Origin of the sequence: Natronosalvus rutilus (assembly GCF_024204665.1) — an archaeon.
Taxonomy (GTDB): domain Archaea; phylum Halobacteriota; class Halobacteria; order Halobacteriales; family Natrialbaceae; genus Natronosalvus; species Natronosalvus rutilus.
This window is the reverse complement of record NZ_CP100355.1, coordinates 1,968,823-1,993,427: the sequence shown is the minus strand read 5'-3', so window position 1 is coordinate 1,993,427 and position 24,605 is coordinate 1,968,823. Positions and strand designations below refer to the sequence as shown.

The 24,605-nt window shown below is 63.9% G+C and carries 19 protein-coding genes and 1 pseudogene; 8 read left to right on the top strand and 12 right to left on the bottom strand.

All coding sequences use genetic code 11. The annotated features are described in order from the left end of the window. Window positions 1-338 precede the first annotated feature (338 nt). Both NGM29_RS09635 and NGM29_RS09630 read left to right on the top strand, forming a co-directional pair. On the top strand, window positions 339-1,304 hold the full coding sequence (locus NGM29_RS09635; RefSeq protein WP_254155816.1) for a hypothetical protein: 966 nt from the start codon (window positions 339-341) through the stop codon (window positions 1,302-1,304). Window positions 1,305-1,606: 302 nt separating this feature from the next. Further along, a complete protein-coding gene (locus NGM29_RS09630; RefSeq protein WP_254155813.1) occupies window positions 1,607-3,649 on the top strand; it encodes a hypothetical protein in 2,043 nt (680 codons plus the stop codon). 278 nt (window positions 3,650-3,927) lie between these two features. Here the strand turns inward: NGM29_RS09630 and NGM29_RS09625 are convergent, their stop codons facing one another. The 8 genes from NGM29_RS09625 to NGM29_RS09590 are packed head-to-tail and all read right to left on the bottom strand — an operon-like array spanning window position 3,928 to window position 12,544. After that, entirely contained in the window at window positions 3,928-4,827 is a 900-nt protein-coding gene (locus tag NGM29_RS09625) for a polysaccharide deacetylase family protein (RefSeq protein ID WP_254155811.1), read from the bottom strand. After that, a complete protein-coding gene (wecB, locus tag NGM29_RS09620) occupies window positions 4,817-5,881 on the bottom strand; it encodes a non-hydrolyzing UDP-N-acetylglucosamine 2-epimerase (RefSeq protein WP_254155809.1) in 1,065 nt (354 codons plus the stop codon). Before wecB ends, NGM29_RS09625 begins: the two co-directional genes overlap by 11 nt. Continuing rightward, window positions 5,878-6,969, bottom strand: a complete 1,092-nt coding sequence (locus tag NGM29_RS09615) for a DUF354 domain-containing protein (protein WP_254155807.1) — start codon at window positions 6,967-6,969, stop codon at window positions 5,878-5,880. The genes wecB and NGM29_RS09615 overlap by 4 nt, the downstream gene beginning before the upstream one ends. Further along, window positions 6,966-8,039, bottom strand: a complete 1,074-nt coding sequence (locus tag NGM29_RS09610) for a glycosyltransferase family 2 protein (protein WP_254155805.1) — start codon at window positions 8,037-8,039, stop codon at window positions 6,966-6,968. The genes NGM29_RS09615 and NGM29_RS09610 overlap by 4 nt, the downstream gene beginning before the upstream one ends. After that, window positions 8,039-9,355, bottom strand: coding sequence for a nucleotide sugar dehydrogenase (locus tag NGM29_RS09605; protein WP_254155803.1), 1,317 nt, complete (start codon window positions 9,353-9,355; stop codon window positions 8,039-8,041). The genes NGM29_RS09610 and NGM29_RS09605 overlap by 1 nt, the downstream gene beginning before the upstream one ends. Then, window positions 9,352-10,947 (bottom strand): nucleotide sugar dehydrogenase, encoded by a 1,596-nt coding sequence (locus NGM29_RS09600; RefSeq protein ID WP_254155801.1) that lies wholly within the window; start codon window positions 10,945-10,947, stop codon window positions 9,352-9,354. Before NGM29_RS09600 ends, NGM29_RS09605 begins: the two co-directional genes overlap by 4 nt. Continuing rightward, entirely contained in the window at window positions 10,940-11,929 is a 990-nt protein-coding gene (locus NGM29_RS09595) for a Gfo/Idh/MocA family protein (RefSeq protein ID WP_254155798.1), read from the bottom strand. Before NGM29_RS09595 ends, NGM29_RS09600 begins: the two co-directional genes overlap by 8 nt. Window positions 11,930-11,968: 39 nt before the next feature. Next, window positions 11,969-12,544: an acyltransferase gene (locus NGM29_RS09590; protein ID WP_254155796.1), complete on the bottom strand. Its 576-nt coding sequence runs from the start codon at window positions 12,542-12,544 to the stop codon at window positions 11,969-11,971. A 533-nt stretch (window positions 12,545-13,077) separates the two neighbouring features. Here NGM29_RS09590 and NGM29_RS09585 point away from each other — a divergent pair. Beyond that, entirely contained in the window at window positions 13,078-14,928 is a 1,851-nt protein-coding gene (locus NGM29_RS09585) for a S9 family peptidase (RefSeq protein WP_254155794.1), read from the top strand. 101 nt (window positions 14,929-15,029) lie between these two features. Next, window positions 15,030-16,082, top strand: a complete 1,053-nt coding sequence (locus NGM29_RS09580) for a flippase-like domain-containing protein (RefSeq protein ID WP_254155792.1) — start codon at window positions 15,030-15,032, stop codon at window positions 16,080-16,082. A gap of 25 nt (window positions 16,083-16,107) precedes the next feature. Here NGM29_RS09580 and NGM29_RS09575 read toward each other — a convergent pair whose 3' ends face one another. Next, the gene (locus NGM29_RS09575) at window positions 16,108-17,169 is read right to left on the bottom strand and encodes an NAD(P)-dependent glycerol-1-phosphate dehydrogenase (RefSeq protein ID WP_254155791.1); all 1,062 of its coding nucleotides are present in this window, start codon (window positions 17,167-17,169) and stop codon (window positions 16,108-16,110) included. Between the two features lie 132 nt (window positions 17,170-17,301). Then, window positions 17,302-19,722 carry a heavy metal translocating P-type ATPase gene (locus NGM29_RS09570; protein WP_254155790.1) on the bottom strand — a complete coding sequence of 807 codons (2,421 nt, stop codon included), beginning with the start codon at window positions 19,720-19,722 and terminating at the stop codon, window positions 17,302-17,304. A gap of 300 nt (window positions 19,723-20,022) precedes the next feature. On the opposite strand from NGM29_RS09570, the gene NGM29_RS09565 reads away from it, so the two are divergent. The 3 genes from NGM29_RS09565 to NGM29_RS09555 all read left to right on the top strand — a co-directional run bounded on the left by NGM29_RS09565 (window position 20,023) and on the right by NGM29_RS09555 (window position 21,646). After that, window positions 20,023-20,622, top strand: a complete 600-nt coding sequence (locus NGM29_RS09565; protein ID WP_254155789.1) for a helix-turn-helix transcriptional regulator — start codon at window positions 20,023-20,025, stop codon at window positions 20,620-20,622. Window positions 20,623-20,914: 292 nt separating this feature from the next. Then, a complete protein-coding gene (locus NGM29_RS09560; protein WP_254155786.1) occupies window positions 20,915-21,247 on the top strand; it encodes a hypothetical protein in 333 nt (110 codons plus the stop codon). Window positions 21,248-21,292: 45 nt separating this feature from the next. Continuing rightward, the gene (locus NGM29_RS09555) at window positions 21,293-21,646 is read left to right on the top strand and encodes an SHOCT domain-containing protein (protein ID WP_254155784.1); all 354 of its coding nucleotides are present in this window, start codon (window positions 21,293-21,295) and stop codon (window positions 21,644-21,646) included. A gap of 34 nt (window positions 21,647-21,680) precedes the next feature. On the opposite strand, the gene NGM29_RS09550 is transcribed toward NGM29_RS09555, so the two are convergent. Next, window positions 21,681-22,670, bottom strand: coding sequence for an NAD-dependent epimerase/dehydratase family protein (locus NGM29_RS09550; protein WP_254155782.1), 990 nt, complete (start codon window positions 22,668-22,670; stop codon window positions 21,681-21,683). A gap of 164 nt (window positions 22,671-22,834) precedes the next feature. On the opposite strand from NGM29_RS09550, the gene NGM29_RS09545 reads away from it, so the two are divergent. Continuing rightward, window positions 22,835-23,770: a branched-chain amino acid transaminase gene (locus tag NGM29_RS09545; protein WP_254155780.1), complete on the top strand. Its 936-nt coding sequence runs from the start codon at window positions 22,835-22,837 to the stop codon at window positions 23,768-23,770. Window positions 23,771-23,830: 60 nt separating this feature from the next. Here the strand turns inward: NGM29_RS09545 and NGM29_RS09540 are convergent. Continuing rightward, a pseudogene (locus NGM29_RS09540) lies at window positions 23,831-24,385 on the bottom strand (DUF6735 family protein). Window positions 24,386-24,605 lie beyond the last annotated feature (220 nt).

Here is a 24,605-nt window from a genome sequence, read left to right as displayed (position 1 = left end):
GGGTTCGTAACCACCACCCTCCGTGAAAAGCCAACCGGTGGTACTCGATCATTGCGTTCGGTAACGCCTGTTTTCCCGTTCGAGTCGCTTCACTGACTGCGTGATTGACCGGCGTAGCAACAAGCAAAACCGTCACGATCACGAACCGAATACGCGAACGTCGCTCTTCCAGGGTTCGCTCCGAAGGTCAGATCGGTCGGTTTACCTCTTCTGACTGCCAGTATATTCTCTGAGCTCGAGTGTCTTTTGAAGTGGAAATTAAAATTCCGATTTATGAGATAAATGTACGATTTTCACACGACAAGGTTGATAACTGAAGGTTACTTCCTCGGTTTTGTATGCGAGGCAAGCAATCTGATGTTTCCGGCGACGAGCCCCGTGGCGATACGCGGCGAACGAAACGGCGCACGCTCGGCCGACGCTCGTATCTCTCACTGCTCGGAGCAACGGCGACGGGTGCGTTGTTCTCGAGCGCAGTTCGAGGGGAGGCGGGCGACCCGAAGGCGACCGACCTCGAGTTCATCGACATCGATTATGGCGGGAGCTACGATGCCTCATCGAGGTACAACGGCCTGGAAGACGTCTATCGCGTGTGGAATCACCGCTCGGGGGCCGATCCGGAGATCACAGCCGGTCAGCCAGAACCCGGGGACCGGTGTCTCGCACACCACTTCCAGGGGAACCAGATGACGGCCAATACGGTCTACTCGTTCGACGCCAATCACGGCGGCGTCGTAGACGAGACGTACCAGCGATTTCGATTCCACCCGAACGGAATGACACTGGCGGACAGGGGGACCTTCCGGTTCTTCTGGGCAGGACTTCGGAACGGACCGACGTCGTCGGGCGGGACGACCCAGGAAGATATCCCGAACGGCAAGGACGGGTGGTCGGTCCGACTGGGGTACGCCCGACGTGGATCTCACAACCATCCCGACGAGTACCCGCTCTTCGTCTACGTCTACCACATGGACCAGGTCAACCCGGTCCCCGAATTGAACGTCACTGAAACGGATGTTCGGATGAACGAGTGGAACGACATCCGGTGTCACCAGGTGCTGAATACGGTTGAAGGAGGTCAGGCGAACGCCGACGGCGAAATCCGCGTCTGGGTGAACGGCGAACTGGCGTTCGAGCGAACCGACTACCGCTGGACCAGCGTTCCAGGACAGGGTATCGAGGAGGCCGGCCCCTACGGCTACTGGTGGGGGTCGAATCAGAACGGTGAGACCGTTTACTTCGACGATCATCACATCGTTGTCGGCGGAATTCCCGAAAATATTGTACCGCCTACGCAGTCCTGACGTCCGCAAGCGGCGTTCGATTCGATTGCGCGCCAATAGAATCGGCGAACGGGCGTACGTGTCGATGTTTTCACTCGAGCGATTGCTCTGATTCGCAGGCGATTTACTACTATCTGACCCGTGAATCGAGTCTAACGGTACTGAATACCCTCTCTTACCGATTCGTGTATCTCGAGTACGGGTATCGTTTTCCGAGGTTAGACGAGGATACTACAGCCAACCTGACAGTAACTCATCGACGTATAAAGTTCCGATATGTTCATGAGAGCGTTGAGGTCAGCATAGTTGGCTAGTCAAGTTGCATGGCACGTGAGCGCTCGAAACGAGCAATCGATAGCACACTGGAAAGCGGCAAAGAGAACGGGACGGCGAACGACATCGAACGCAGAACGTATCTCAAGGTACTCGGTTCGACCGCGATCGCCGGTGGGGCACTCCTGAGTTCGGGCACCGCCGCGGCCGATTCTCACGACCAGGATCTGATCGAGATCGATTACGACCAGTACTACGATCCGTCGTCATCGTACAATGGCCTGGGTGACGTCTACGACGTGTGGAACCAGCGCTCGAGTACGAGCCCCGACATCACGTCAAACATCTCTCGAACGGGAGACACGAGTTGCGCACACTACCTCGACGGCGACCAGATGAGCGCGAACACGGTGTACCCGTTCGACGACCATTACGGCGCGGACGTCGACGAGCTGTATCAGCGGTTCTACGTCCACCCGAACGGGATGTGGCTCTCGGAGAACAACACGATGCGGATCTTCTGGGCTGGGCTACGGAGTGAGGGAGACCAGGACAGCGGAAACTTCGTCACGCCGCCGCCGTTCACGGGCGAAGACGGGTGGTCGGTCCGGGTCGGCTTCACCCGTCGGGAGAACCACGACCACCCCGACACGTACACGTTCTTCGTCTACTCCTACGACGCTCGACTCACCGACAGCACGACCCCGTACATCGAGTACGGCAACCGGGTCCAGATGCCGATGAACGAGTGGGTGAAGGTTGAAACTTACCAGAAGCTGAATACGTACACCTCGAGCGGGTCGATGAACAACGACGGCGTCTTCCGTGCGTGGGTGAACGACGAACTCGCCTACGAGCGGGAAAATCTCGCGTGGCGGTCCGCCGACGGAAACGGGATTGAATACGCGGGTCCGCTCGGGTACGACCTCTACCAGGACAACGATCCGCACACGATTTATTTCGACGACCACGTGATGCTGGTCAACGGAACCCGCGAAGACTGGCTGAACTACGACGGTGGAGAGAGCGGTGACGGTGGAGACGAAGAGAAGGAGACAGACGATACCGGGGACCAAAACGAACTGGCGATCCTGACAGAAGCCGGTGCCGACCGCGTGCGCTACCGGTTCGTCGCCGACGGCCCCGTTTCGACCGCCGACCTCGGCACCTCGCCCTCCGGCAATTCTGTTTCGGCGAACGGCAACGACACGATCACCGAACGCGAGGACGGCACCTACGAGGTCGAAGGATTGACGGGCAACGGCTGGGGCGATGGTTTCGCCGTAGACGGCGAAATCGTCGCTTTCGAGGCCGAGAACGCCGATTCCGACGCCGACCCCGCCTTCTGGCTCGAGTGGAACGGCGAAGAAGTCGCCGTCGCCGACCTGGTCGGTGACGATGAAGAAGGAACAGAAGACGATTCCAAGAGCGAGAACGAACTGGCGATTCTGACGGAACCCGGTGCCGACCGCGTCCGTTACCGGTTCGTTGCCAACGGCCCCGTCTCGACCGCCGACCTCGGCACCTCGCCCTCCGGCAATTCCGTCTCGGCGAACGGCAACGACACGATCACCGAGCGCGAGGATGGCACCTACGAGGTCGATGGTTTGACGGGCAACGGCTGGGGTGACGGCTTCGTCGTCGAAGGTGACGTCGTCACCTTCGAAGCCGAGAACGCCGATTCCGACGCCGACCCCGCCTTCTGGCTCGAGTGGAACGGCGAGGAAGTCGCCGTCGCCGACCTGACCGGTGGGAACGAAGACACCGATCCGGAACCGGCCGAGTTCGCAATCCTGACCGAACCGGGAGCAGATCGGGTGCGCTATCGATTCGTCGCCAACGGTCCCGTCACCGTCACCGACCTCGAGACGTCGCCCTCCGGAAACCCCGTCTCGGCGAACGACAACGACACCATCACCTACTACGAGACCGGGTACTACGAGGTCGAGGGGCTGACCGGGAACGGCTGGGGAGACGGCTTCGTCGTCGAGGGTGACATCGTCACCTTCGAGGCCGAAAACGCTGATTCCGACGCCGACCCCGCCTTCTGGCTCGAGTGGAACGGCGAGGAAGTCGCCGTCGCCGATCTCTAGGCGGCGCTTCAGGACATCGAATTCGGTCGGGCCACGGCCGATACCGGTCAGAACGGCTCATCGTGGGTTGATAGCGATTTAACGATTTTTGCGGTCACCAACAGTAACCGCAGGTTCAAGAATAGTCGATCATCTCATAGTGGGCGTATACCGTTCCCTCGAGATTGGCGAATGCCACCGCATCCGGGACCGTACGGATCAGAGCGTTCACGTAGAACCCGATCAGATCGACGGCCTTGTGGTATATTTGAATGTCATTAGTACGCCGCATCTGGAGGCTACGGGCGCTCTCGAACTGGCTTTCGCTCCAATTCTCTCGATCCGTCGACGCGCCGGAGAAACTCCGCACAGGAGCCGACCCAGGCGTTGCGCTCCTGGGCGTACTCGACGAGGTCGACGTACAACTGGCGATACCCACTGAATTCGTCCTCGTTGAAAAATCTCGGGTGCCATAGCAACGTGGCGACGGCGTCGTTTCGCTCGGCCTCACGGAACAGGTCGTAGCCTCGTTCCCGGGCCGACTCGAGGTCCGTTTCCGGCCCCAGAAGCGCGACTTCCATCGCGGTGAGCGGGAAGACCGCGAACTCGTCGTCGAAGGGGCGCAAAAGACCGTACCCGTGGCGAAAGCCGACCTCGTCTGTCGAACCGAGACTGGCGTCGTACCGTAACCCGAGTTCTCGGTGAATCTCCCACGTATCCGGCCGGGCCAGTCGGAGATAGTGCTGCCTCCCACCGGTGATTTCGTGACCCAGGACTCGTTCCAACTGCGACTTCTCCTCTCTCAACCGAACCGGATCGTCAGGAGACTCGTAAGAACCGTGCAATCCGACTTCCCACCCGCCGGCATCGAGCTCGCGAATTACGTCGACGATCGCCGGATCCGTAATCTCGTATCGGCCCACGAAGAGTTTCCAGTTGGCCGGCCGCAGCCACTCTCGCGGCGATTTGTCGCGGAACAGGCTCTGCTCGTTCAGAAAGAAGAACGTCGACCTGACGCCGAGGTCGTCCTCGAGAGCCATTATCTCCTCAAACTGCCAGTACGGTCGCTCCCTCGAGAACAGCGACCGCAGTTGCGACAGGTCGCGGTTCACGAGAGCGTAGTACGGCGCCTGGTACGTTTTGTACGGACGGTCGACGTCGTGGGTGAGACAGACCGCGAACGCGTGGTCATCGAGCACGCTCGAGCACCTCGACGATGGATTCGGCCGCTCGCCCGTCGCCGTACGGCGAGGGCTTGTCCTCGAGGGAGCGTTCCCGTTCCAGGGCACGTTCGATCGCTCGTCGATCCGTGCCGACGAGTTCGTTCCAGCCACACTCGAGCGTCTCGGCCCACTCGGTCTCCTCCCGGAGCGTGACACAGGGGGTATCGAGGAAGAACGCTTCCTTCTGGACGCCGCCCGAGTCGGTCACGACGCGGTCGGCGGCGTCGAGTAACTGGACGAAATCGAGGTATCCAACCGGCTCGGTGAGGTGCAGTTCGCGTCTCGCTCGCTCGAGGAGATCGTTGCGCTCGAGTCGGTCGATCGTTCGGGGGTGTGCCGGGAATACGACCGGCAGCGACGACGTCGAGAGAGCGTCGACGATCGATCGCAGTCGGGACGGATCGTCCGTGTTTCGCTCGCGGTGGACGGTCGCCAGGACGTAGTTTCCAGGCGTCACCTCGAGTCGCTCGAGGATTTTCGACCACCCAGTAGAGCGGTCGACGACCCGCAAGAGCACGTCGTACATAACGTCGCCGCTCCGGTAGACGCCCTCTTCGAGGCCTTCGGCGGCGAGGTTCGTAACCGCTCCCGCCGTCGGCGCGAACAGCAGGTCAGCCGCGTGATCCGTCAGTCGTCGGTTCACTTCCTCGGGCATATCGGTGAAACTCCGCAGACCGGCCTCGACGTGAGCGACCGTCGCATCGACCTTCGAACCGACGATCGCTCCGGCGAGCGTCGAGTTCGTGTCACCATAGAGGACGATTACGTCCGGTTCGACCTCGGCAACGACTGGTTCGAGGCCGTCGATCATCGCCGCCGTCTGTGCGCCGTGAGATGCCGAACCGACCCCCAGTTCGAAGGCGGGGTCGGGAATCTCGAGTTCCTTGAAGAAGACGTCCGAGAGTTCCGCGTCGTAGTGTTGACCGGTGTGAACGAGTTGCTCGTTGTGGCCGGCCGCGTTCAGCGCACGCGAAACGGCCGACGCCTTCACGAACTGTGGACGAGCACCGACGACGGTGAGTACCTTCATCGACCAGCCTCCGTCTCGAGATCGATCCCAGGTTTCCGACGCGGTTCGCCCGCCGTCTTGAGGATAGTGTCGAGGAGATAGGCAGTGACGTCGATCTTGTCGTCGAGGAGTCGCCGTCGCTTTTGCCTCCAACGCGCTTTGGCGTCGGGATCGGTCGAGAGGTCGCGAGCGAGCGCCAGCGTCTCCCGTTCGTCGGATAGAGAGGAGAGGAGGCCGTACGTGGACTCGAGTTCCACGAAGTTGCTCATGTCGTCATCGCCGACGAACGAGTTCGATCGGATCGCCGGCGTCCCCAAGATGGCCGCCTCCGTCGCCATCGTCTGGGAGTCGCCGACGTAGAGATCGGCGTAGTAGAGCAGATCGTGAATCAACTCCGGCGGGACAGGGAGACGATAGGGCTCGAACTCCGGCGAAAGCGGATCCTCGCTGGTGACGTACGTCCGTCCCTCCTCGGAGAGGATCGAAAGCAGTTCGCGTTTTCCCTCGGGGGAGAACCCGCGATTGCCGGTGTCGTGGTTGGCACTCCAGGAGACGAATCGACAGACCGAGTAGTGCTCGTGCGGATCGACGCCGACGGCTCTGAGTCGGTCGGGATCTGGTTCAAACCGATTCGGATGGAGGTACGCGAGTTCGTGATACCCCGCGTACCGCTCCTGTTTCGCACCGAGGTCACGACCGTAGTTTACCGGCGTACAGATTTTGGTCGCGAACGGATGCGTCAGCCGTGCCTGCAACGTGGCGACCTCGCTGTCGTCGAAGACGATCATCGGCGTCCCGGTAACTCGTGCGGCGTGGGCGGCCGGCGGCATCGGTGAACTGACGACTACGTCCGGATCGACTCGCCGCATAGCCCGGAGGGTTCGAATCTCGCGCTCGAGGAGTTCGAGAAACAGTCCGGCCACGCTCGATCGCTTCCGTGAGAGCAGAGTGTGGTCGATCCCGTACCGGTCGAGGAGCGTGACCGTGAGGTCCTTTTCCCGGGAGAACACGTGCGTGTCGTGGCCGAGATCCTCGAGTTCTCGAATAGCGTGTTTGAACAGGTGAACGTGTGCCGGATGGCCGACGTCGAACAGGACGGTCGCCGTCATTCGTGAATCACCACCTCACGGTCTTCGTTTTCCTGCATGTCGAACACCATCGCGAACAGCAGGAACAACCAGCCGACGAGAAACAGCTGGGTGCTCGCGAGGACGCGAACGAACAGCGATTCTCCGGATCGGCCGCGGGAGAGGAACGACCAGAGCACGCCGAGTGATCCGAGCGCGGACGCGCCAGCACCGAAGAGGTAGAATAGGACGACCGGGTGGAAGTCGAACCGCAGGTACCGAGTTTCGAGCCGCCAGAGGAAGTTCCGAAGGAGCATTCCCGAGACATTCCGGACGTACGTCGAGTAGACGATGCTCGACTTCTCGTCGCCGTAGACCGCGGGAATCGAAACATCGGCGACACGGGTACTTCTGGCGTTCAGCTTCACGAGGAGGTCGTTGCAGTAGCCGTAGTACTCGTACATCGACTCGAGGTCGACCGCCTCCAGTGCGTCCCTCGAGATGGCGGTGTAACCGTTCTGGGGGTCGCTCAGCTTCCAGTATCCCGATGCGATTTTCGTCAGTAACGAGAGAAGTGCGTTGCCGAACAGTCGGAACCGCGGCATCGATCGCTGGTGATCGGGTGCGAGCAGTCGATTCCCCTTCGCGTAGTCCGCGACTCCGTCGACGATCGGATCGAGGAGCTTCGGCATCGCGTCGAGATCCATCTGACCGTCGCCGTCGACGGTGACGACGATGTCGAGTCGTCCGGCCCGCGCCGCCAGATAGCCGGTCTTGATCGCGCCGCCGGCACCGCGATTCTCACGGTGATCGATCGGTACGACGCGACCGATCGGCTCGTGAACGGTTGCTCTCGCTGCAAGCGCGGGGTTCTCTCCACCGTCGGGTCGAATTCGTTCGACCCGGTCCGCAACCGCCCCCTCCCGATCGATCCGGCGGCGTGCGTCCGTCTGCGCCGCCTCGAGAATTGCCTCCCACGTACTGTCCGTGGAACAGTCGTTCACGACGTACAGTCGGTCGACGAACGGAGGCATCTCTCTGACGACGTCGCCGATGAATCGTTCCTCGTTGTACGCCGGAACGACGGCGGCGACGGAGTGATCCCGGTACATTACAACCTCCAGTAGCGACAATCGTGTTCGCCCACCCGATCCTCGAACATCCCGTCGACGTCGACGAGGACGGGATTCTCGTTCATCTCGGCGAGTAGCCCTCCGACATCGAGTTCGTCGAAGGCGTCGTGGGGCGTTCCGATCACGACGGCATCGATCCCATCCCCGGACGGTTCGGGAACGACGTCGATACCGAAGCGCTCTCGGATCTCGGCGTCGGCCGCGTACGGGTCGTACCCGACGACCGAGATGCCGTACTCGCGGAGATAGTCGATCACACCGCCGATCGACGACCTGAGGTCCGCCACGTTCGGCTTGTAGGTCAATCCGAGGATCAAGACGGTACTGTGCTTGAGTACGTTCTCGGCGTCGTTCAGGGTCTTTACAGTCATCTCTCCGACGTGGGTTGGAACGTAGTCGTTGATCTCGCGCGCGGTTTGAACGAGTTCGAGCTTGAACCCGTTTCGTTCGCTCTCGTAGACGAGGTAGAACGGATCGACCGGAATACAGTGGCCGCCGACGAGGCCGGGTCGGTAGTCGTGAAAGTTCCACTTCGTCTTCGCCGCGTCGAGCACGGCCTGTGTGTCGATCCCAAGGTGCGTACACGCCACCGCGAGTTCGTTCACCAGCGCGATGTTAACGTCGCGCTGCGTATTCTCGACGCACTTCGCGGCTTCGGCGGTTTCGATCGTCGGCGCCTCGTGGACGCCCGCGTTGACGATCGATCCGTAGAGGTCGACGAGATTCGCCCGCGACCCTTCAGTCAATCCGCTCACGATCTTGACGACGTGGCGCAGACCGTGGTCGTCGTCACCCGGGACGATTCGTTCGGGCGAATAGCCGACCCCGAATTCCTCGCCCGCCGTCATACTCGAGCCCCGCTCGAGTGCCGGAACGAAGATCTCGCGAGTCGCCCCCGGATACACCGTCGACTCGAGGACGACGGTCGTCCCCTCGGTGAGGTGTTCGCCGACCGTCTCCCCTGCCCGTTCGACCAGGCTGAGGTCAGGCTTCTCGAGTTCGTCGACCGGGGTCGGCACCGCGACGACGACGTAGTCGGCCGTCGATATCACGCTCGGGTCGGTCGTAAACTGTATCGAGCTCTCGGCGATCGATCGATCGCTGACGTCGCCCGTCGGATCGATTCCACGCTCGAGCGTTCGAATTTTGTCCGTATCGACGTCGTAGCCGCGGACGTCGTAGCCGACGCTGTCGAACTCGCACGCGAGCGGGAGTCCGACGTAGCCGAGTCCGACGACGCAGATCCGGTTGGCAGATGGAGTGAAAGCAGTGCTCGCGTTCGCGGTATTGCTCACGAATCCCACCCCTGCTCTTCGCGAACCCCGCCACCGATTTCGTATACCCGCGAACCGATCGGGCCAGCGACGGTTCCGCGACCGTCGACGACGACCGGACGGTGGTCTCTATGAGCACTGGGTTCGTCTTCACGGTCCGTTCCCAGGTCAGCCCACCGAATCTCGTCGAACTCCTCGTGCGGTGTGACGAGAATCACGCCGTCGATCGGGAGGTCACACGCCGCCTCGAGCGAAATCGCCTCGAGATCGAACGCTTCGAGGTCGTCCGACTCGAGCATCGGATCGACGCCGTAGACCGTCGCGCCGGCCGAAGCGAGTTCGGCGGCGATGTCGATCGACGGCGAGGCCCTGATCTCTTCGACACCAGGTCGATAGGTGAGTCCGAGCACCAGTACCGTCGCGTCCGACAGCGCCGTCCCCTCGGCCTCGAGGCCGTCGCGCAGTTTTGCGACCGTGAACGCCGGCATCGAGTCGTTGACCGCTCGAGCGGTCTCGAGCAACGGGGCGTCGGTCTCGAACGGAGCGATCACGAAGTACGGGTAGAACGGGATGCAGTGGCCACCGACACCGGGTCCCGGTTCGTGGATGTCACAGTAGGGCTGGGTGTTCGCGACGTCGATTGCCTCGCGGACGTCGATTCCAAACTCGTCGGTGAACGTCGCGAGTTCGTTCGCGAGCGCAATGTTGACGTCGCGGTACAGTCCCTCGAAGACCTTGACGCACTCGGCGGTGGTCGCGTCGGAGACCGTAATCACGCCCTCGTCGTTGATGGTTTCGTAGATCGCTCGCGCGGCCGCGGTGCTCTCCGCGTCGACGCCTCCGACGACCTTCGGGTACGCACCGCGGATGTCCTCGAGGGCCCGTCCCGAGGACGTCCGTTCGGGGCAAAAGGCCACGCCGAACGACCCACGGGAGAGTCCCGACGTCGCCTCGAGCGCCGGAAGTACCCGATCGCTGGTCGTCCGGGGTGGAACGGTACACTCGACGAGCACCAGGTCGCCCGGGTCCAGTCCGGTGCCGATCGCCTCGATCGCGGCGTCGAGGATCGAGAGGTCGGGCGCTCGCTCGTCCGTGATCGGCGTCGGCACGATGACGACGTGAACCGAGCATCGCCTCGCAGCCTCGCGGGGGTTCGTCGTCGCCTCGAGCGCGCCGGCGGACACTCGTTCGGCAACCAGCTCGTCCAGGCCGGGTTCCCGTTTGACGTGACAGTCTCCGGCCTGAATCGTTGCCACGACGTTGGGGTCGATATCGACGCCGAGGACATTGTCGGTCGTCTCGGCGAACACTGCGGCGAGGGGGAGTCCCATCTTTCCGAGTCCGTAGACGGCCACCGGGACCGACCCCGAGACGAACGCCCGACGCAGTCGTTCGCTCGAGCGGCCGGTTCCGTACGGTCGGGTGCTGGCCGCTGTGGATTCCGTCGACGAGTCACGGTCGTCTGCACGGCCGACTGTTCCGTCGTCGGCCTCGGTGACCTCAAGTCCGCCGGCCCCATCGACCGACCCGCCGTCGGTATCAGTGGCCTCAAATCTGTCAGTGTCGGCGACCTCGAGTCCGTCACCCTCGGCGATCGATCGTCGATCAGTCATCTGCCACCCTCACTCCGAGGTCAGATCGGTCGCCCATGGCCTGGGCTTCGATCTGGTGGGTCAACTCGAGCGCGGCCAGTCCGTCGTCGATGGTCACGGTCGGCGTCTCGTTCGACGCGACGGCCTGGACGAACGCCTCGAGTTCGTTCCGCAGCGGTTCCTCGTTCGGCACCTGCGGCCGTTCGACGACGCTCTCGTGCTGGAATCGAACGTTGCCGTCGCGTTCAGCGTACTTGGGAATCGAGTTGCGGTGAATCGCGATTGATTGAGCGATGTAATCGAGTTCGACGAGACACTCCCTGGCGGTCACGGTGAGGCGACGGACTTTCCGCTGGGTGAGTCGACTGGCGGTGAGCGACGCCATGATCCCGGAGTCGAACTCGAGCAACGCCGACGCGTGGCGATTGTCGTTTACGCCGGTGCTCTTGACGCTCGTCGGCGACTCGTCAAGCAACGAGAGCACGACGTCGATATCGTGGATCATCAGGTCGAGGACGGCGCTGTCGTCGATTCGCCGGTTCGGCGGTGGCCCGAGCCGTTCTGTGTGTATACTGATGATCGAGAGATCCTCGACGATCTTGCGGAGCGTCACCACGGCCGGGTTGAACCGTTCGACGTGACCGACCTGTACCGGCACGTCGGCGCGGTTCGTTCTCGAACGGAGCCGTCGCCCCTCCTCGAGATTCGTGACGAGGGGTTTCTCGATGAGCATCGCGACGTCCGCCTCCAGACACTGCACGGCGACGTCGTAGTGATGCACTGTCGGGACGGCGATCGAGGCGGCGTCGACCGACGCGAGGAGCGACTCCAGGTCCATCGCAGCCGCGCCGTGTTCGCCGGCGACGCGAGCGGCGCGTTCGTCGTCCACGTCGAAGACGCCGACCAGATTCGCTTCCGGCAGCCCGGCGTAGACGCGCGCGTGCTGTCTCCCCATCGAGCCGACGCCGATTACGCCGACGTCTATCCGTCGTTCAGTTTGCATACGCGACGCTCACCTCCCTGGCGAACGCGACGACGGCGATCATGCAGCGTTCCCCCCTCGAAGCGACGGCGGAAGTGGTTCGTGTCTCGCCGGCACGCCGACGGCCAGCGTCTCCTCGGGGACGTCCGCCGAGACGACCGCACCCGCGGCGACGAACGAGCCTCGCCCGACGGTCACGCCGGGGAGGACGGTCGCGTTCGCCCCGATCGAGACGTGATCCTCGAGAGTCGGGCCCTCGAGGTCGCCCTCCCGACGGAGTGGATAGGGATCGTTCGTCAGGACGGCGTTCGGACCGAGAAAAACGTGGTCTCCGATGGTAGTCTCCGCAGGTACGTAGACGCCGGTCTGCATGCTCACGTTCGAACCGACGGTCGACGTCCCGTCTATAGTCGCGTTCGTCCCGACGAGTACGTCGTCGCCAATTCGGGTTCGCTCGCGAATCAGCGCGTAGTGACCGGTGCTGAATCGGTCGCCGATCACGACGTCATCGTAGATAATCGACCCCGCCCTGATCGTCGGATCGGCGCCGATGACCGGCGATCGCGTATCGTCGTCGTACTCATATCCAATCGACAGCCCTTCGGTTGATCCGCTCAGCAATTCGTTGTCTCTCATTCTTAACCCCTAACCTCGGATGAACACACGCTCTCAAAAGGGACCGCGACCGTTACAGCCGTTAATTCACGGCCCGAGCCCTGCAACCGCTGTGTAGCCAGCGGAGCGACGGACCCCACTCGTCGGGAACGACGTCGTTGCTTGACGACGATTTCACGCCCTCATCGATTCACAGAAACGGGTGAACACCGCCGCCAGCGACGGTTGCCGTCTCACCACATCTCGAGTGCGAGTAACGGTTTCTAACCTCGCTGTTTCACCCATATCGACGGACGCTGTTCGACTCTCCCCGTTCAGCACTAAAACACCGGAACCGCGAGCGAACAGTCGTGGACCCGGTAATACGAATTTATCCCCATAGGGTCGAGCAACGATGGCCCAGCTTGAGTGCCCTTCGTCCTGGAAAGCATCGACTGACCGGTTTCGTCGAGGACACAATGCCGGGACTGGATGGGACCGAGCACGCAGGTCAGTCCTGGCACTCGAGGGACCGAGTCGAAACCGTTACCATTTCGAATCGAGACTGGTGAGCCATGGGAACGTACGACATCGAGCGCTATCTCAATATTCGAAGCGCCTACGGCGCCTCCCTCGGCCCGGCGGGCGACCGACTGGCATTTCTGATGAACACCACCGGGACGCCCCAGGTCTGGACGCTCGAGGAGGCACAGGCGTGGCCCGAACAGCGAACGTTCTACGACGAGCGGGTGACCTTTGCCTCCTGGTCGCCCGAACGCCCGGAGCTGGCGTTCGGTATGGACGAGGGCGGCAACGAGCGCGCGCAACTGTACCGACTCGACGCCGAGACGGGCGAGATCACGAACCTGACCGGGATGCCTGCGGCGAAACACCGCTGGGGCGGCTGGAGCCACGACGGCGAACGATTCGCATTCACCTCGAACCGCCGCGAGGAGAGCGTCTTCGACGTGTACGTCCAGAACCGAGCGGACATCGGCGATGACGCCGAGCTCGTCGCCGAGGGCGACGGCTGGCTCACGGTCGGCGGCTGGAGTCCCGACGATTCCCGACTGTTGGTCTCGCAAGCCTACTCGAACTTCGACCAGGACCTCTACAGCCTCGAGGTCGAGACTGGAGCGATGGCCCACCTCACGCCCCACGAAGGGGACGTCCGCTACCAGAACGCCTCCTGGGCACCCGATGGCGAGGGACTCTACCTCGTGACCGACGAGGAGACCGACACGCTCGTGCTCGCCTACCTCGACCTCGAGACCCTCAAGATCGAAACGATGGTCGAGGGAGATAGATGGAACGTCGACGGCCTCGCCCTGGACGACGAGACCGGCCGATTCGTCTACTCGAGAAACGTCGAGGGCTACACAGAGCTCACCGCGGGCGAACTCGCGGCCGGCGACCCGACGGCGTTCGAGACGTTCCCCGAACCCGACCTGCCGGGCGGGCTCTCGGGCGGCGTGAGCTTCGGCCCGGACGCCGAAGTCTTCGCCTGCTCGACGACCGGCGACGCGGTCAACGCGAACGTCTTCGTCGTCGACGTCGAATCCGGCGAGAGCGAGCAGTGGACGCTCGCCCCCACGGCAGGCATCCCGCCCGAGACCTTCCGGTCCTCGGAACTCGCTCACGTCGAGAGCTTCGACGGCCTCGAGGTGCCCGGATTCCTGACGCTCCCGGCGGGGTCGGCGGAGTCGCTCGAGGACGTAAGGGATGGGAACGGAACCGCCGCCGACGGCTACCCCGTCATCGTCGACATCCACGGCGGTCCCGAGAGCCAGCGCCGGCCCTCGTTCTCGAGCGTCAAGCAGTACTTCCTGAACCGGGGGTACGCCTACTTCGAACCCAACGTCCGGGGCTCTTCGGGGTACGGGAGCGAGTACGCCAGCCTGGACGACGTCGAAAAGCGGATGGACTCCGTCGCCGACGTCGCGGCTTGCGTCGAGTGGCTAGTCGGCCACGAAGCGATCGACCCCGACCGCGTCGTCGCCATGGGCGGCTCCTACGGCGGGTTCATGGTACTGGCCTCGATCACCGAGTATCCGGAGCTCTGGGCCGCCGGGGTCGACGTCGTCGGCATCGCCAACTTCGTCACCTTCCTCGAGAACACGGGTGACTGGCGCCGGAAGCTCCGCGAGGCCGAGTACGGCTCGCTGGCCGAGGATCGCGAGTTCCTCGAGTCGATCTCCCCGATCAACACCGTCGACGCCATCGAGGCGCCGCTGTTCGTCCTCCACGGCGAGAACGACCCCCGCGTGCCCGTCGGCGAGGCCGAACAGATCGTCGAGGAGGCCCGCGAGCAGGGCGTCCCCGTCCGAAAGCTCATCTTCGAGGACGAGGGCCACGGCTTCAGCAAGCTCGAGAACCGGATCGAGGCCTACTCGGCGATCGCCGAGTTCCTCGAGGAGCACGTCTGATTGCGGTCCACTGGCCAAGACGGTCGCGCCGAATACCGAACAGTGAACGTTCCGTTCCCCGACAGTACGTTCAAGTCAACGAGTGTCGTTGCTCCCGGCAGATGCGCCGATTACGGGTGGTCGCCGGCTTCGCCGTCGCACTCCTGATCACGGGGATACTGGTATACAGTGCCGGCTGGGAGGCCGTGGTCTCGAGTATCCGTCGTGCTAATCCGATTCTCGTCACCGGTGGTGCGGTCGCCGGAGCGACGATGCTCGCGCTCCGCGCCCTGATCGTTTACCGACTGCTCGATCCGATCGAGGGATCGGCCGACGGAACCGCGTTCGTCGGCGCGTTCCTGGCAGGGTACTTCTCCCGGAGCGTCGTGCCGTGGGGACAGTCCGTCGGCGTCGCCGTGACCGCGTACCTGCTCGCGGGATCGTCCGAGTCGCCGTTCGAGGACAACGCCGCTGTCGTCAGCGTGGCCGAGGTACTCGTCTTCCTCACGTCCGTCGTCGTAGCCGTCGTTGGACTCGTCGGGGTAATTGCGAACGGCTCCATCGACGTCTCCTCGAGCGTGACCGCCGGGTCGCTCCCGTCGAACCGTCTGAGGACCGGCCTCCTGGGGGCGCTGTTCGCAGCCGTTCTCGTCGCCGCCTCGGTCGTCTCAGTCACCCGCGGCGGCGTCGCGCGGCCGATCCTGTTCGAGATTACCGCTCGGCTCGAGGGGGCGCTGGCCAGAGTGCCCGGTGTCGAGCGCGCTGCCGTTCGAACCCGCGTCCGTGGGTTCCTCTCGACGATCGACGACATCGCGGCGGATCGGTCGGTCCTGATGGGGGCGGTGACGGTCGCGCTGGCGAGCTGGATCTTCAACGCCCTCGCTCTGTTCCTCTCGCTAGTCGCCCTCGGCGTCGACGCCCCGTTCGCGGTTGCGCTTCTCTGTGTGCCGCTGTCGACGGTGGCAGCCGTGGTCCCGCTCCCGGGCGGGATGGGCGGTGTCGAGGTGTTCCTGGCCGGGCTACTGGTCGCGACAACCGCCATCTCGGGCGACGTTGCGACGGCCGCTGCGCTGCTCTACCGGCTGTGTACCTACTGGGTACACGTCGGTCTCGGGGGAATCGGCGCGACGTACGTGTCGGCCACCGGCGTCGGGCTGGTTCGCGTCGACGGGTGATGTACGTTCAGCCGGCGACATCAATTCAGCCGATAACGCCCGTCTTCACCGCAACCTCTCGAGCGGCCCGCTCGTCCATCCCGTCGCCCAGAATCGTGTACCGGTCGCGGATGGCGTGACAGGTCGTCAGCGCCTCGATCACGGTTTCGTCGTCGATGCCGAGATCGGCGGCCGTGGTCGGCGCGTCGATGCTCGCCAGCGCGTCTCGAATCTCCGTCCAGATGCCCGACTCGCCCTCGTGCAGGTAGGCCGTCATGATCGACCCGACGCCGACCTGGTGGCCGTGGAGGGCTGCGCCGGGCGCGAGGCGATCCAGCTGGTGGGAGAAGAGGTGCTCGGCGCCGCTGGCCGGCCGGGAGGAACTCGCGATGGACATCGCCACCCCCGAGGACATGAGCGCCTTGGTGACGATCCAGGCGGACTCCTCGAGGCCGGGGCGGATCATGTCGGCGTTACCCACCAGAATTTCGGCGGTCATCTCCGCGAGGGCGGCCGCATACTCGGAGTACTCGACGTTCTTGAGTCGGTGGGCGAGTCGCCAGTCCATCACCGCGGTGTAGTTGGAGATGATGTCGGCACAGCCCGCGGTCGTCAGTTCCCAGGGTGCGTTCGCCAGAATCCCGGTGTCGGCGACCACGGCGAGCGGCGGTTCGGCGGCGACGCTGTGGCGCGTGTTGCCGTCCGGGACCGAGCCGCGGTTGCTGACGATGCCGTCGTGACTCGCGGCCGTCGGCACCGAGAGGAAGCCGGTGTCGAGGTGGTCGGTGGCCATCTTGGCGATGTCGATGGCCTTCCCGCCGCCGACGCCGATCAGGTACGAGGCATCCACCTCCTCGGCAGCGTCGATGACCGACTCTACGGCCTCGAAACTCGCCTCCTCGACGGTGACGATGGCGGGTTCGATACCGCGCTCCTCGAAGTCGGCGGCGATCGGTTCGGCCGCGAGTTTCCGCGGCGTTGGGCTCGTGACGAGCAGCGGCCGCCCCTCGAGGTGAAGGTCGTCGACGACGCTCACGGTCTCGGCGAGGACGTCGTGGCCGACGACGACGTTCCGCGGGAGGCGGATCCACGTCGACTTCTCGAACATAGGTGAGAGGAGGAGGGGAACGATATAAAGGCGTTCCCGTCGATCGAGCGGTGCCAGCCTCTCGAGGCGAGGGACCTCGAGGAGAGCGTTCGAATTGTCTCTCGATGGTACGTCGGACGAGACCGGCTAGACTCATCTCGTGGGTTGTGCTTTTTGCGGCGGGGACAAACCGGACAACTGCGGAATCGAAAGATCCACTCGCCGGAGTAACTGCGCGTTAATCGCGACGATCACGGTGCTGAGCGACATGAGCAGGGCGCCGATGGCAGGGGAGAGGAGGATCCCAATCGGCGCGAGAACGCCGGCCGCGAGCGGAATCGCGAAGACGTTGTACCCCGCCGCCCAGACGAGGTTCTCCTGCATCTTCCGGTAACTCGCGCGGCTCAGTTTGACGAGTCGGGCTACGTCCATCGGGTTATTCTGCACGAGAACGATGTCCGCCGACTGGACGGCGACGTCGGTTCCCGATCCGATCGCGATCCCGACGTCGGCGCGGGTCAGAGCCGGGGCGTCGTTGACGCCGTCGCCGACCATCGCCACCAGTTTGTCCTGGTCCTGCAGTTCGGTCACCTTCTCGTCCTTGTCCTCGGGCAGCACCTCGGCGAAGACCGTCTCAATGCCGAGTTCGTCTGCGACGGCCACGGCGACGTCCTCGCTGTCGCCGGTCAGCATCGCCACCTCGATGCCGAGGTCGTGGAGCGCGTCGACGACCCGGTAGCTCTCCTCGCGGATCACGTCCGCGAGGGCGAAGGCGGCGATTGGTCTTGCCTGGTCGATACCTGGCTCCTGATCGGCACCTACCACTGTGTTCGCCTGGGCGCTCGAGTCGCCGTCACGCTTGCCCTCGCGAACGAGGTAGACGACCGTTCGTGCGTTTTCTCCGGACCGATCCGCGAACTCCGCCAGTTCCGGGGGGACTTCGGCCTCGAGGTAGGACAAGAGGTTCGGTCCGCCGACGTAGAGCGCGCCGCCGTCGACGGTTGCGCGCACCCCGCGACCCTTGAGCGCTTCGAAGTCCGAGACGTTCGGTGGCTTCAGACCGCGGTCGGCCGCGGCCTCGCGCATTGCCTGGGCGATCATGTGCTCGGAATCGCTCTCGACGGCGGCGGCCAGCGCGAGCGCCTCGTCCTCGTCCACGCGGTCGACTGTCGCGACGTCGACGACGCCCTGTTCGCCCGCCGTGAGCGTCCCCGTCTTGTCGAAGACGATGGTATCCAGGTCCCGCGCTCGTTCCATGGCGATTCGGTCCCGGATTAACATCCCATTGCGCGCGGCGAGGGACGTGTTGATCGCGACGACGAGTGGAATGGCGAGTCCGAGGGCGTGCGGACAGGCGATCACCAGGACGGTCACCACGCGCTCGATGACCGTGGCGTTGAACTGCATGGCGGCGGTCCAGGCGACGGCGGTCACTGCGGCTGAAGCGAGAGCGACGTAGAACAACCAGCCCGCTGCCCTGTCGGCGAGCATCTGTGTTCGAGACTCGCTCTGCTGGGCTTCCTCCACGAGACGCATGATCCCCGCCAGGGTCGTCTCCTCGCCCGTCGCGCTGATCCGAACGCGAAGGCTCCCGTCGCCGTTGATCGTGCCGCCAATCACCTCGTCGCCCGGGTCCTTCGAAACCGGTTTCGACTCGCCGGTGATCATCGACTCGTTCACGTCCGAGTCGCCCCCCTCGACGACGCCGTCGGCGGGGACGTTCGCCCCGGGACGGACGAGTACGAGGTCGCCCTCCGACAGGTCGCTGACGGGGACCTCCTCAGTGTCACCGTCCTCGGTGATGCGCTCTGCGGTGTCCGGGAGCAGTTTCGCTAACTCGTCGAGCGCGCTCGAGGCGCGACGAACCGATCGCATCTCGATCCAGTGACCGAGCAACATGATGTCGATCAGCGTCACCAGTTCCCAGAAGAACGCCGACTGGGTGGGGAAGACGACGCTCGCCAGGCTGTAGACGAACGCGACGGTAATCGCCATCGAGATGAGCGTCATCATCCCTGGCGATCGGTCCTCGAGTTCGGGCACGGCCATTCGAAGGAAGGGAACGCCACCGTAGGCGAAGACGATCACTGCGAATACGGGATTGATCCACTCGCTTCCGGGAAACGCCGGAACCGAGAAGCCGAGCCACGATTGCAGGGTCTCGCTGTACAGGAGAACGGGGATCGAAAGCAGCGTCGAGACGAAGAATCGCCGGCGGAACATTTGCTCGTGGCCCTCGTGCATGCCGCCGTGGTCGTGGCCGCCGCCCCCGTGGCCGTCCTGGTGATCGTCGTGACCACCGTCATCGCCGTGCTCGCCGTGTCGGTCAGCATCCCCGTGACCCGTACCGTGTTCGTCTCGCTCGCCGACCTCGCGTCTCGCCTCGTCGGCGTCTTCGGCTTCATCCTCGAGCATGGACTGTTCTACTCGGTCGCCCTCTAATTGGTCGTCCGAGTGATCGTGGGAGTCCGAATGGTCATCCTCACCAGACCGCCGGTGGCCCGCAGAGGGCTCGTGACCGCGGTGGTCGCTTTCGGACTCGCCCTCGTCGGAGGTGTCTCTGTGGTCGTCCATGCGATAGGTCAGTATACGCTGTCACGTGTGAAGAGTCTACGTCCGGTCGGCGGGTGATCGTGACCGGCGAACTCGAGACGGACAGCGCCCTCCCCCGCGAACCAGACGCTGTTTCCTTCTCTGGTCGGTGGTGTCCGCGGGCCACCGGCACCCGTCTGATTCGCCGACCGGCTCTACTCGGTCGCAGTTGCCGACTGTCCCCATCCAGGCAGTGATGCGCGACCGAATCAAAACTGGTACCAGGGAGCCTCGCTAACGAGTACCCATGAGCGAGTACCGTGACGACTCGAGGTGGGCCTGATGGATCGACGCCGCGTCGACCTCGTAGTCGGACTCGCCCTCGCCGCCGTTCTCGTCGTCGGTGGCGCGCTGAGCTGGCAACTCTACCAGCAACAGCGCGTTCACGGTCAGATGATGGGATCGATGATGGGGTCCCCCTCTGGATTGGGGGCGCTGTGGCCGCTGCTCGGGGCGCTCTTCGTCTCGGTCGCCGTCGGTGGCCTCTATCTCGTCGTCCGCGAGAGTCAGTCGCCCGCCGAAACCAGCGCTCGGTTCCCGACGAATACGACGGAGCCTGCCGCCTCGACGGTCGAAGACCCGCCGAACGCGAACGTACAGCCGAACACCGCGAATACGGCAGGTAACGCGGAATCAGCGCCTCGAGCCCGCGTGCTGGACCTCCTCCCGGAGGACGAGCGGCGGGTGCTCGCCCCGGTACTCGAATCCCCTGGTATCACGCAAATCGAACTGCGTGACCGATCGAACTTCTCGAAGAGCAAGGTGAGCCAGACCGTGAACGCCCTCGAGAAACGGGGGCTGTTGTATCGGGAACGGCAAGGCCGAACCTATCGCATTTATCCCAGCGACGACCTGGGTCAGGAGCCGAATCGCCCCGGCTGAACGTCGTTTATCGACGCCGCTGTCCAACCCGTTCAGCGACGGTTCCCAGGCAGCCAGATTGCGGGTGAGGGTGAGAGTGACTCGAGAGGTGCTCCCGAACGTAGTTGTCAGCGATCAGCTCCGGTCAGCGTCTCGGTAGCCGTTCGATGGCCAAATTCGGCACGTACGAACGATCTCGTTCGCAAGAAACGATTAGATCGCACCATAAACGTTCTCGGACGTTCTCCTGCGTGTGTTCACACCCTCGTCGATAACCCCTGGTCCGGTCTACGAGTAACTGAGGAGATCGACCATGATATCTACCACGCTCGGACGCTGGCTACTCGTCGCGATTGCAGTCGTCGGACTCGCAGTCGCCGTGCCGCTGGTCGGCGCACATGGCAACGACACAGCTGGAAACGACACGGCTACAGAAACCGATGGAGCCGATTGGATCGCCTGGATGATCGGTCACGTGAACGGCGATGGCGACCACGCGGGATCACACGGAGCTGGCATGCACGAAACCGGCACGCATGGAACTGGCATGGACTCACACGCAAGCGGTAGTATCGACGATATGAACCAGCACATGGCCGGTACCCACGACGACGGACAGGTACACGGCCAGGGGAACGGGTGCTAACCGTCAGATCCGATCCCCGCAACTACCAAAACAAGTGAATACAACATGACACCACGAATCGAAACCGTCGGACGTACTGGTCGCCAAACAGCGATGCTCGCGATCCCATTGTTCGTCGGAGCGACCGAGTCGGTCGCCGCCCACGGCGGCGAGAGCACCTGGGGTGGAATGATGGGAGACGGATGGGGGCTCTTCGGTGGAGCAATGGGTCTCTGGGGGCTTCTCTGGATGGGCGCCCTGATCGCCATCCCCCTCTTCCTCGTCTACTCGATGGTCGACCGCGGAACGAACGGCAGTGACGACCGATCGCTCTCGGTTCTTCGCGAGCGATACGCCCGCGGCGACCTCTCCGACGACGAGTTCGAACGACGGCGGGAACGGCTCGAGCGAGACGGCTAACCGCCATTGGCTCGTTCGCTGACCCGGTCCCCGTTTAGAGCGTATCGAGAATCCCAAGCACCCGTTCTTCGGCGTCCCGTCCGGGATCGTACTCGCTCCCGTCCCGGTCGCTCGCCTCGTGTTCCTCGAGCGTCCGCGCCATCGCCTCCTCGAGTGGGGTCGACTCCCAGCCGAGGGCGGCGAGTTTCGCGGTCGAGAGGACGTGCGGGTAGTCGCGGTAGAGGACGTAGTCGTCCGTCGAGAGGCCGCCGGCCTCGAGTTCGCGCGGGCCGGCGTGGACGACCTCGACGTCCCTATCTGCGGTGTCGGCGATCAGATCGACCATCTCCTCGAGCGTGACGATCCGGCGGTCGCCGACGTTGTAGAACTCGCCCGGCTCACCCCGCTCGGCGACGATCCGGAGGGCGCTGGCGACGTCCTCGACGTAGGCGCGGTGCCAGACGTTGGTGCCGTCGCCGGGGACGATCACGCGGTCGTACTCCAGGACGCGGTCGAGCCAGAAGTCCAGTCGCTCGGTGTAATCGTGGGGGCCGTACACGATGCAGGGCCGGACGGACATGGTGTTCACCCCCCGGTCGGCCGCGGCGACGACCGCGCGGTCGCCCTCGGCCTTGCGATTGCCATACGTGTCGTCCGACTCGTCGGTCGCCTGGTCGGGGCTGCAGGGTCGCATCGGCGTCTCGTCCTCCCGCTTCGGAATCTCCTCGCGGCCGTAGGCGTCCCCGCTCGAGATGTAGACGTAGGCGTCGACGTCGGCGAAGATCTCGGTGGCCGCGCGCACGTCCCGTGGGTAGTAGGCCACGCAGTCGAAGACCGCGTCCGGATCGACGTCCGCCGCGGCGGCCTCGAGCGCCGAGTCGTTCGTTCGGTCCCCCTGAACGTGGTCGACCCGGTCGTCCTCGGCGAAGGGGTCGTCGTGGTTCCCGCGGTTGAAGAGGGTGACGTCGTAGTCGTGTGCGAGGAGGTCGTCGACGAGGTGGCGGCCGATGAATCGCGTGCCGCCGATGACGAGTGCGGTGTCCATACCGGACGCTCGCTCGAGAGGGTCAAAACGGTGCCGGAGGCGGCGAGGGAGACGCTCGGATGGCCGTCACACGTGTGAGTTACTCGAGTGTAATCGACCCACACTCGAGAACGGCGCACGAGCAATCGCCAACGTTCATTACGAAGGGCTTCGTCCCCCTGGGTATGGGATTTGACGAGATGGACGTCGACACGATCTGGATGGACGGCGAGTTCGTCGACTGGGAGGACGCACAGACCCACGTCCTCACGCACGGACTCCACTATGGGACCGGCGTCTTCGAGGGGGCGCGCTGTTACGACACCGAGAACGGGCCCGCGCTCTTTCGCTGGGAGGAACACGTCGACCGCCTCTTCCAGTCCTGCAAGCCCTACGAGATGGAAATCGGCCACTCCCACGAGGAACTGACGGAAGCCACGAAGGAACTCATCCGCCGCCAGGATCTCTCGTCGTGTTACATCCGTCCACTCGTCTACTACGGCTACAAGAGTCTCGGCGTCAGCCCCCAGGACTGTCCGACGAAGACGACCATCGCCGTCTGGCCCTGGGGCGCCTACCTCGGTGAGGACGCCATCGAGAACGGCATCGACGTCAAAGTCTCCTCCTGGCGCAAGCACGCCTCGAGCCAGATTCCGACGAATGCGAAGACCACTGGCCTGTACGTCAACAGCCTGCTGGCCGGCGAGGAGGCCCGCCGAAACGGGTTCGCCGAAGCCATCGTCCTCAACAAGGAGGGCAACGTCGCGGAGGGCCCCGGCGAGAACATCTTCCTCGTGCGGGACGGCGAAATCTTCACGCCCGGCCTCTCCGAGTCGATCCTCGACGGCATCACCCGCAACGCGGTCATCCGGATCGCCCGCGACCTGGGCTACACCGTCCACGACACCGTCTCCATCTCGCGAGGCGAACTCAACACGGCCGACGAACTCTTCTTCACCGGCTCTGCCGCTGAGGTGACGCCGATCAAGCGCGTCGACAACGTTACGATCGGCGAGGGAACCCGCGGGCCGATCACCGAGGAGATCCAGCAGACGTTCTTCGACGTCGTCGAGCGCCGGACCGACGAGTACGAGGAGTGGTTCGACTACGTCGAAGCGTAAATCGCATTCAGTTTTTCGAGTTGTGCGGTTCGCACGTTCCGAGTCGTTCGCTCGAGACACTCACTCGAGCCCCTCGCTACCGAGAAACGCGTCGAACGCATCCGTCGGTCCGTCGTCCACATCGACGTCGGCGGCGTCTCCGTACGTGTAGAAGTAGCCGTTCTCGTCCTCGGCGATTCGGGCCTCGAGGTACGACTGGGCGGCCCGCCGCGAGAGGACGCCCATCTCGACGACGTCGGCGAGGGCGGTCTTCGTGGCGCGAAACCAGGTCCGGACGGCAAGGTCGCGCTCGCCCGGTTCGACGGCGACGAGTGCGCCCCGGCCCTGTTCTCGGCCGTCACCCCACTCAAGCCAGCAGACGCGGTAGGCGCGAATCTCGTACTCGGGTGAAACCAGAATCAGCGCCTCGTATCCACAGGGATCGAGGTAGTCGGTGAGGACGCTGTCCAGGGCGACGGAGTCGGCGAGCAGGTCGGAGTCGATTCGCCCGCCTGCGAGTGGCGTGTCGACGGGGAGGGATTCGAGGACGCTGAGTTCGTCGCCGCCCCAGTGGCTGTACCGGAGGTCGTAGAGTCGGTCGGGGCGACGGTAGGCGACGAGCGCTCAATGCCCCATCGTGCCACCTCGATCGGTGTTGCTGGATCGGCCGTCGAGAGGGGCGAGCAACGACCCGACGGACGACTCGGATACGCGAACGGGAGTGCATCACCACCCTCTGGCCGCGGACTGGTACTTGAACTCGAGGGTCGTCAGCGGGGTATCGACGACTCGAGGGTTGGACGACCCCGCCGGTCCAACAGCCTGCCGACCCAGCCATTCGACGGTCCAGCGATCC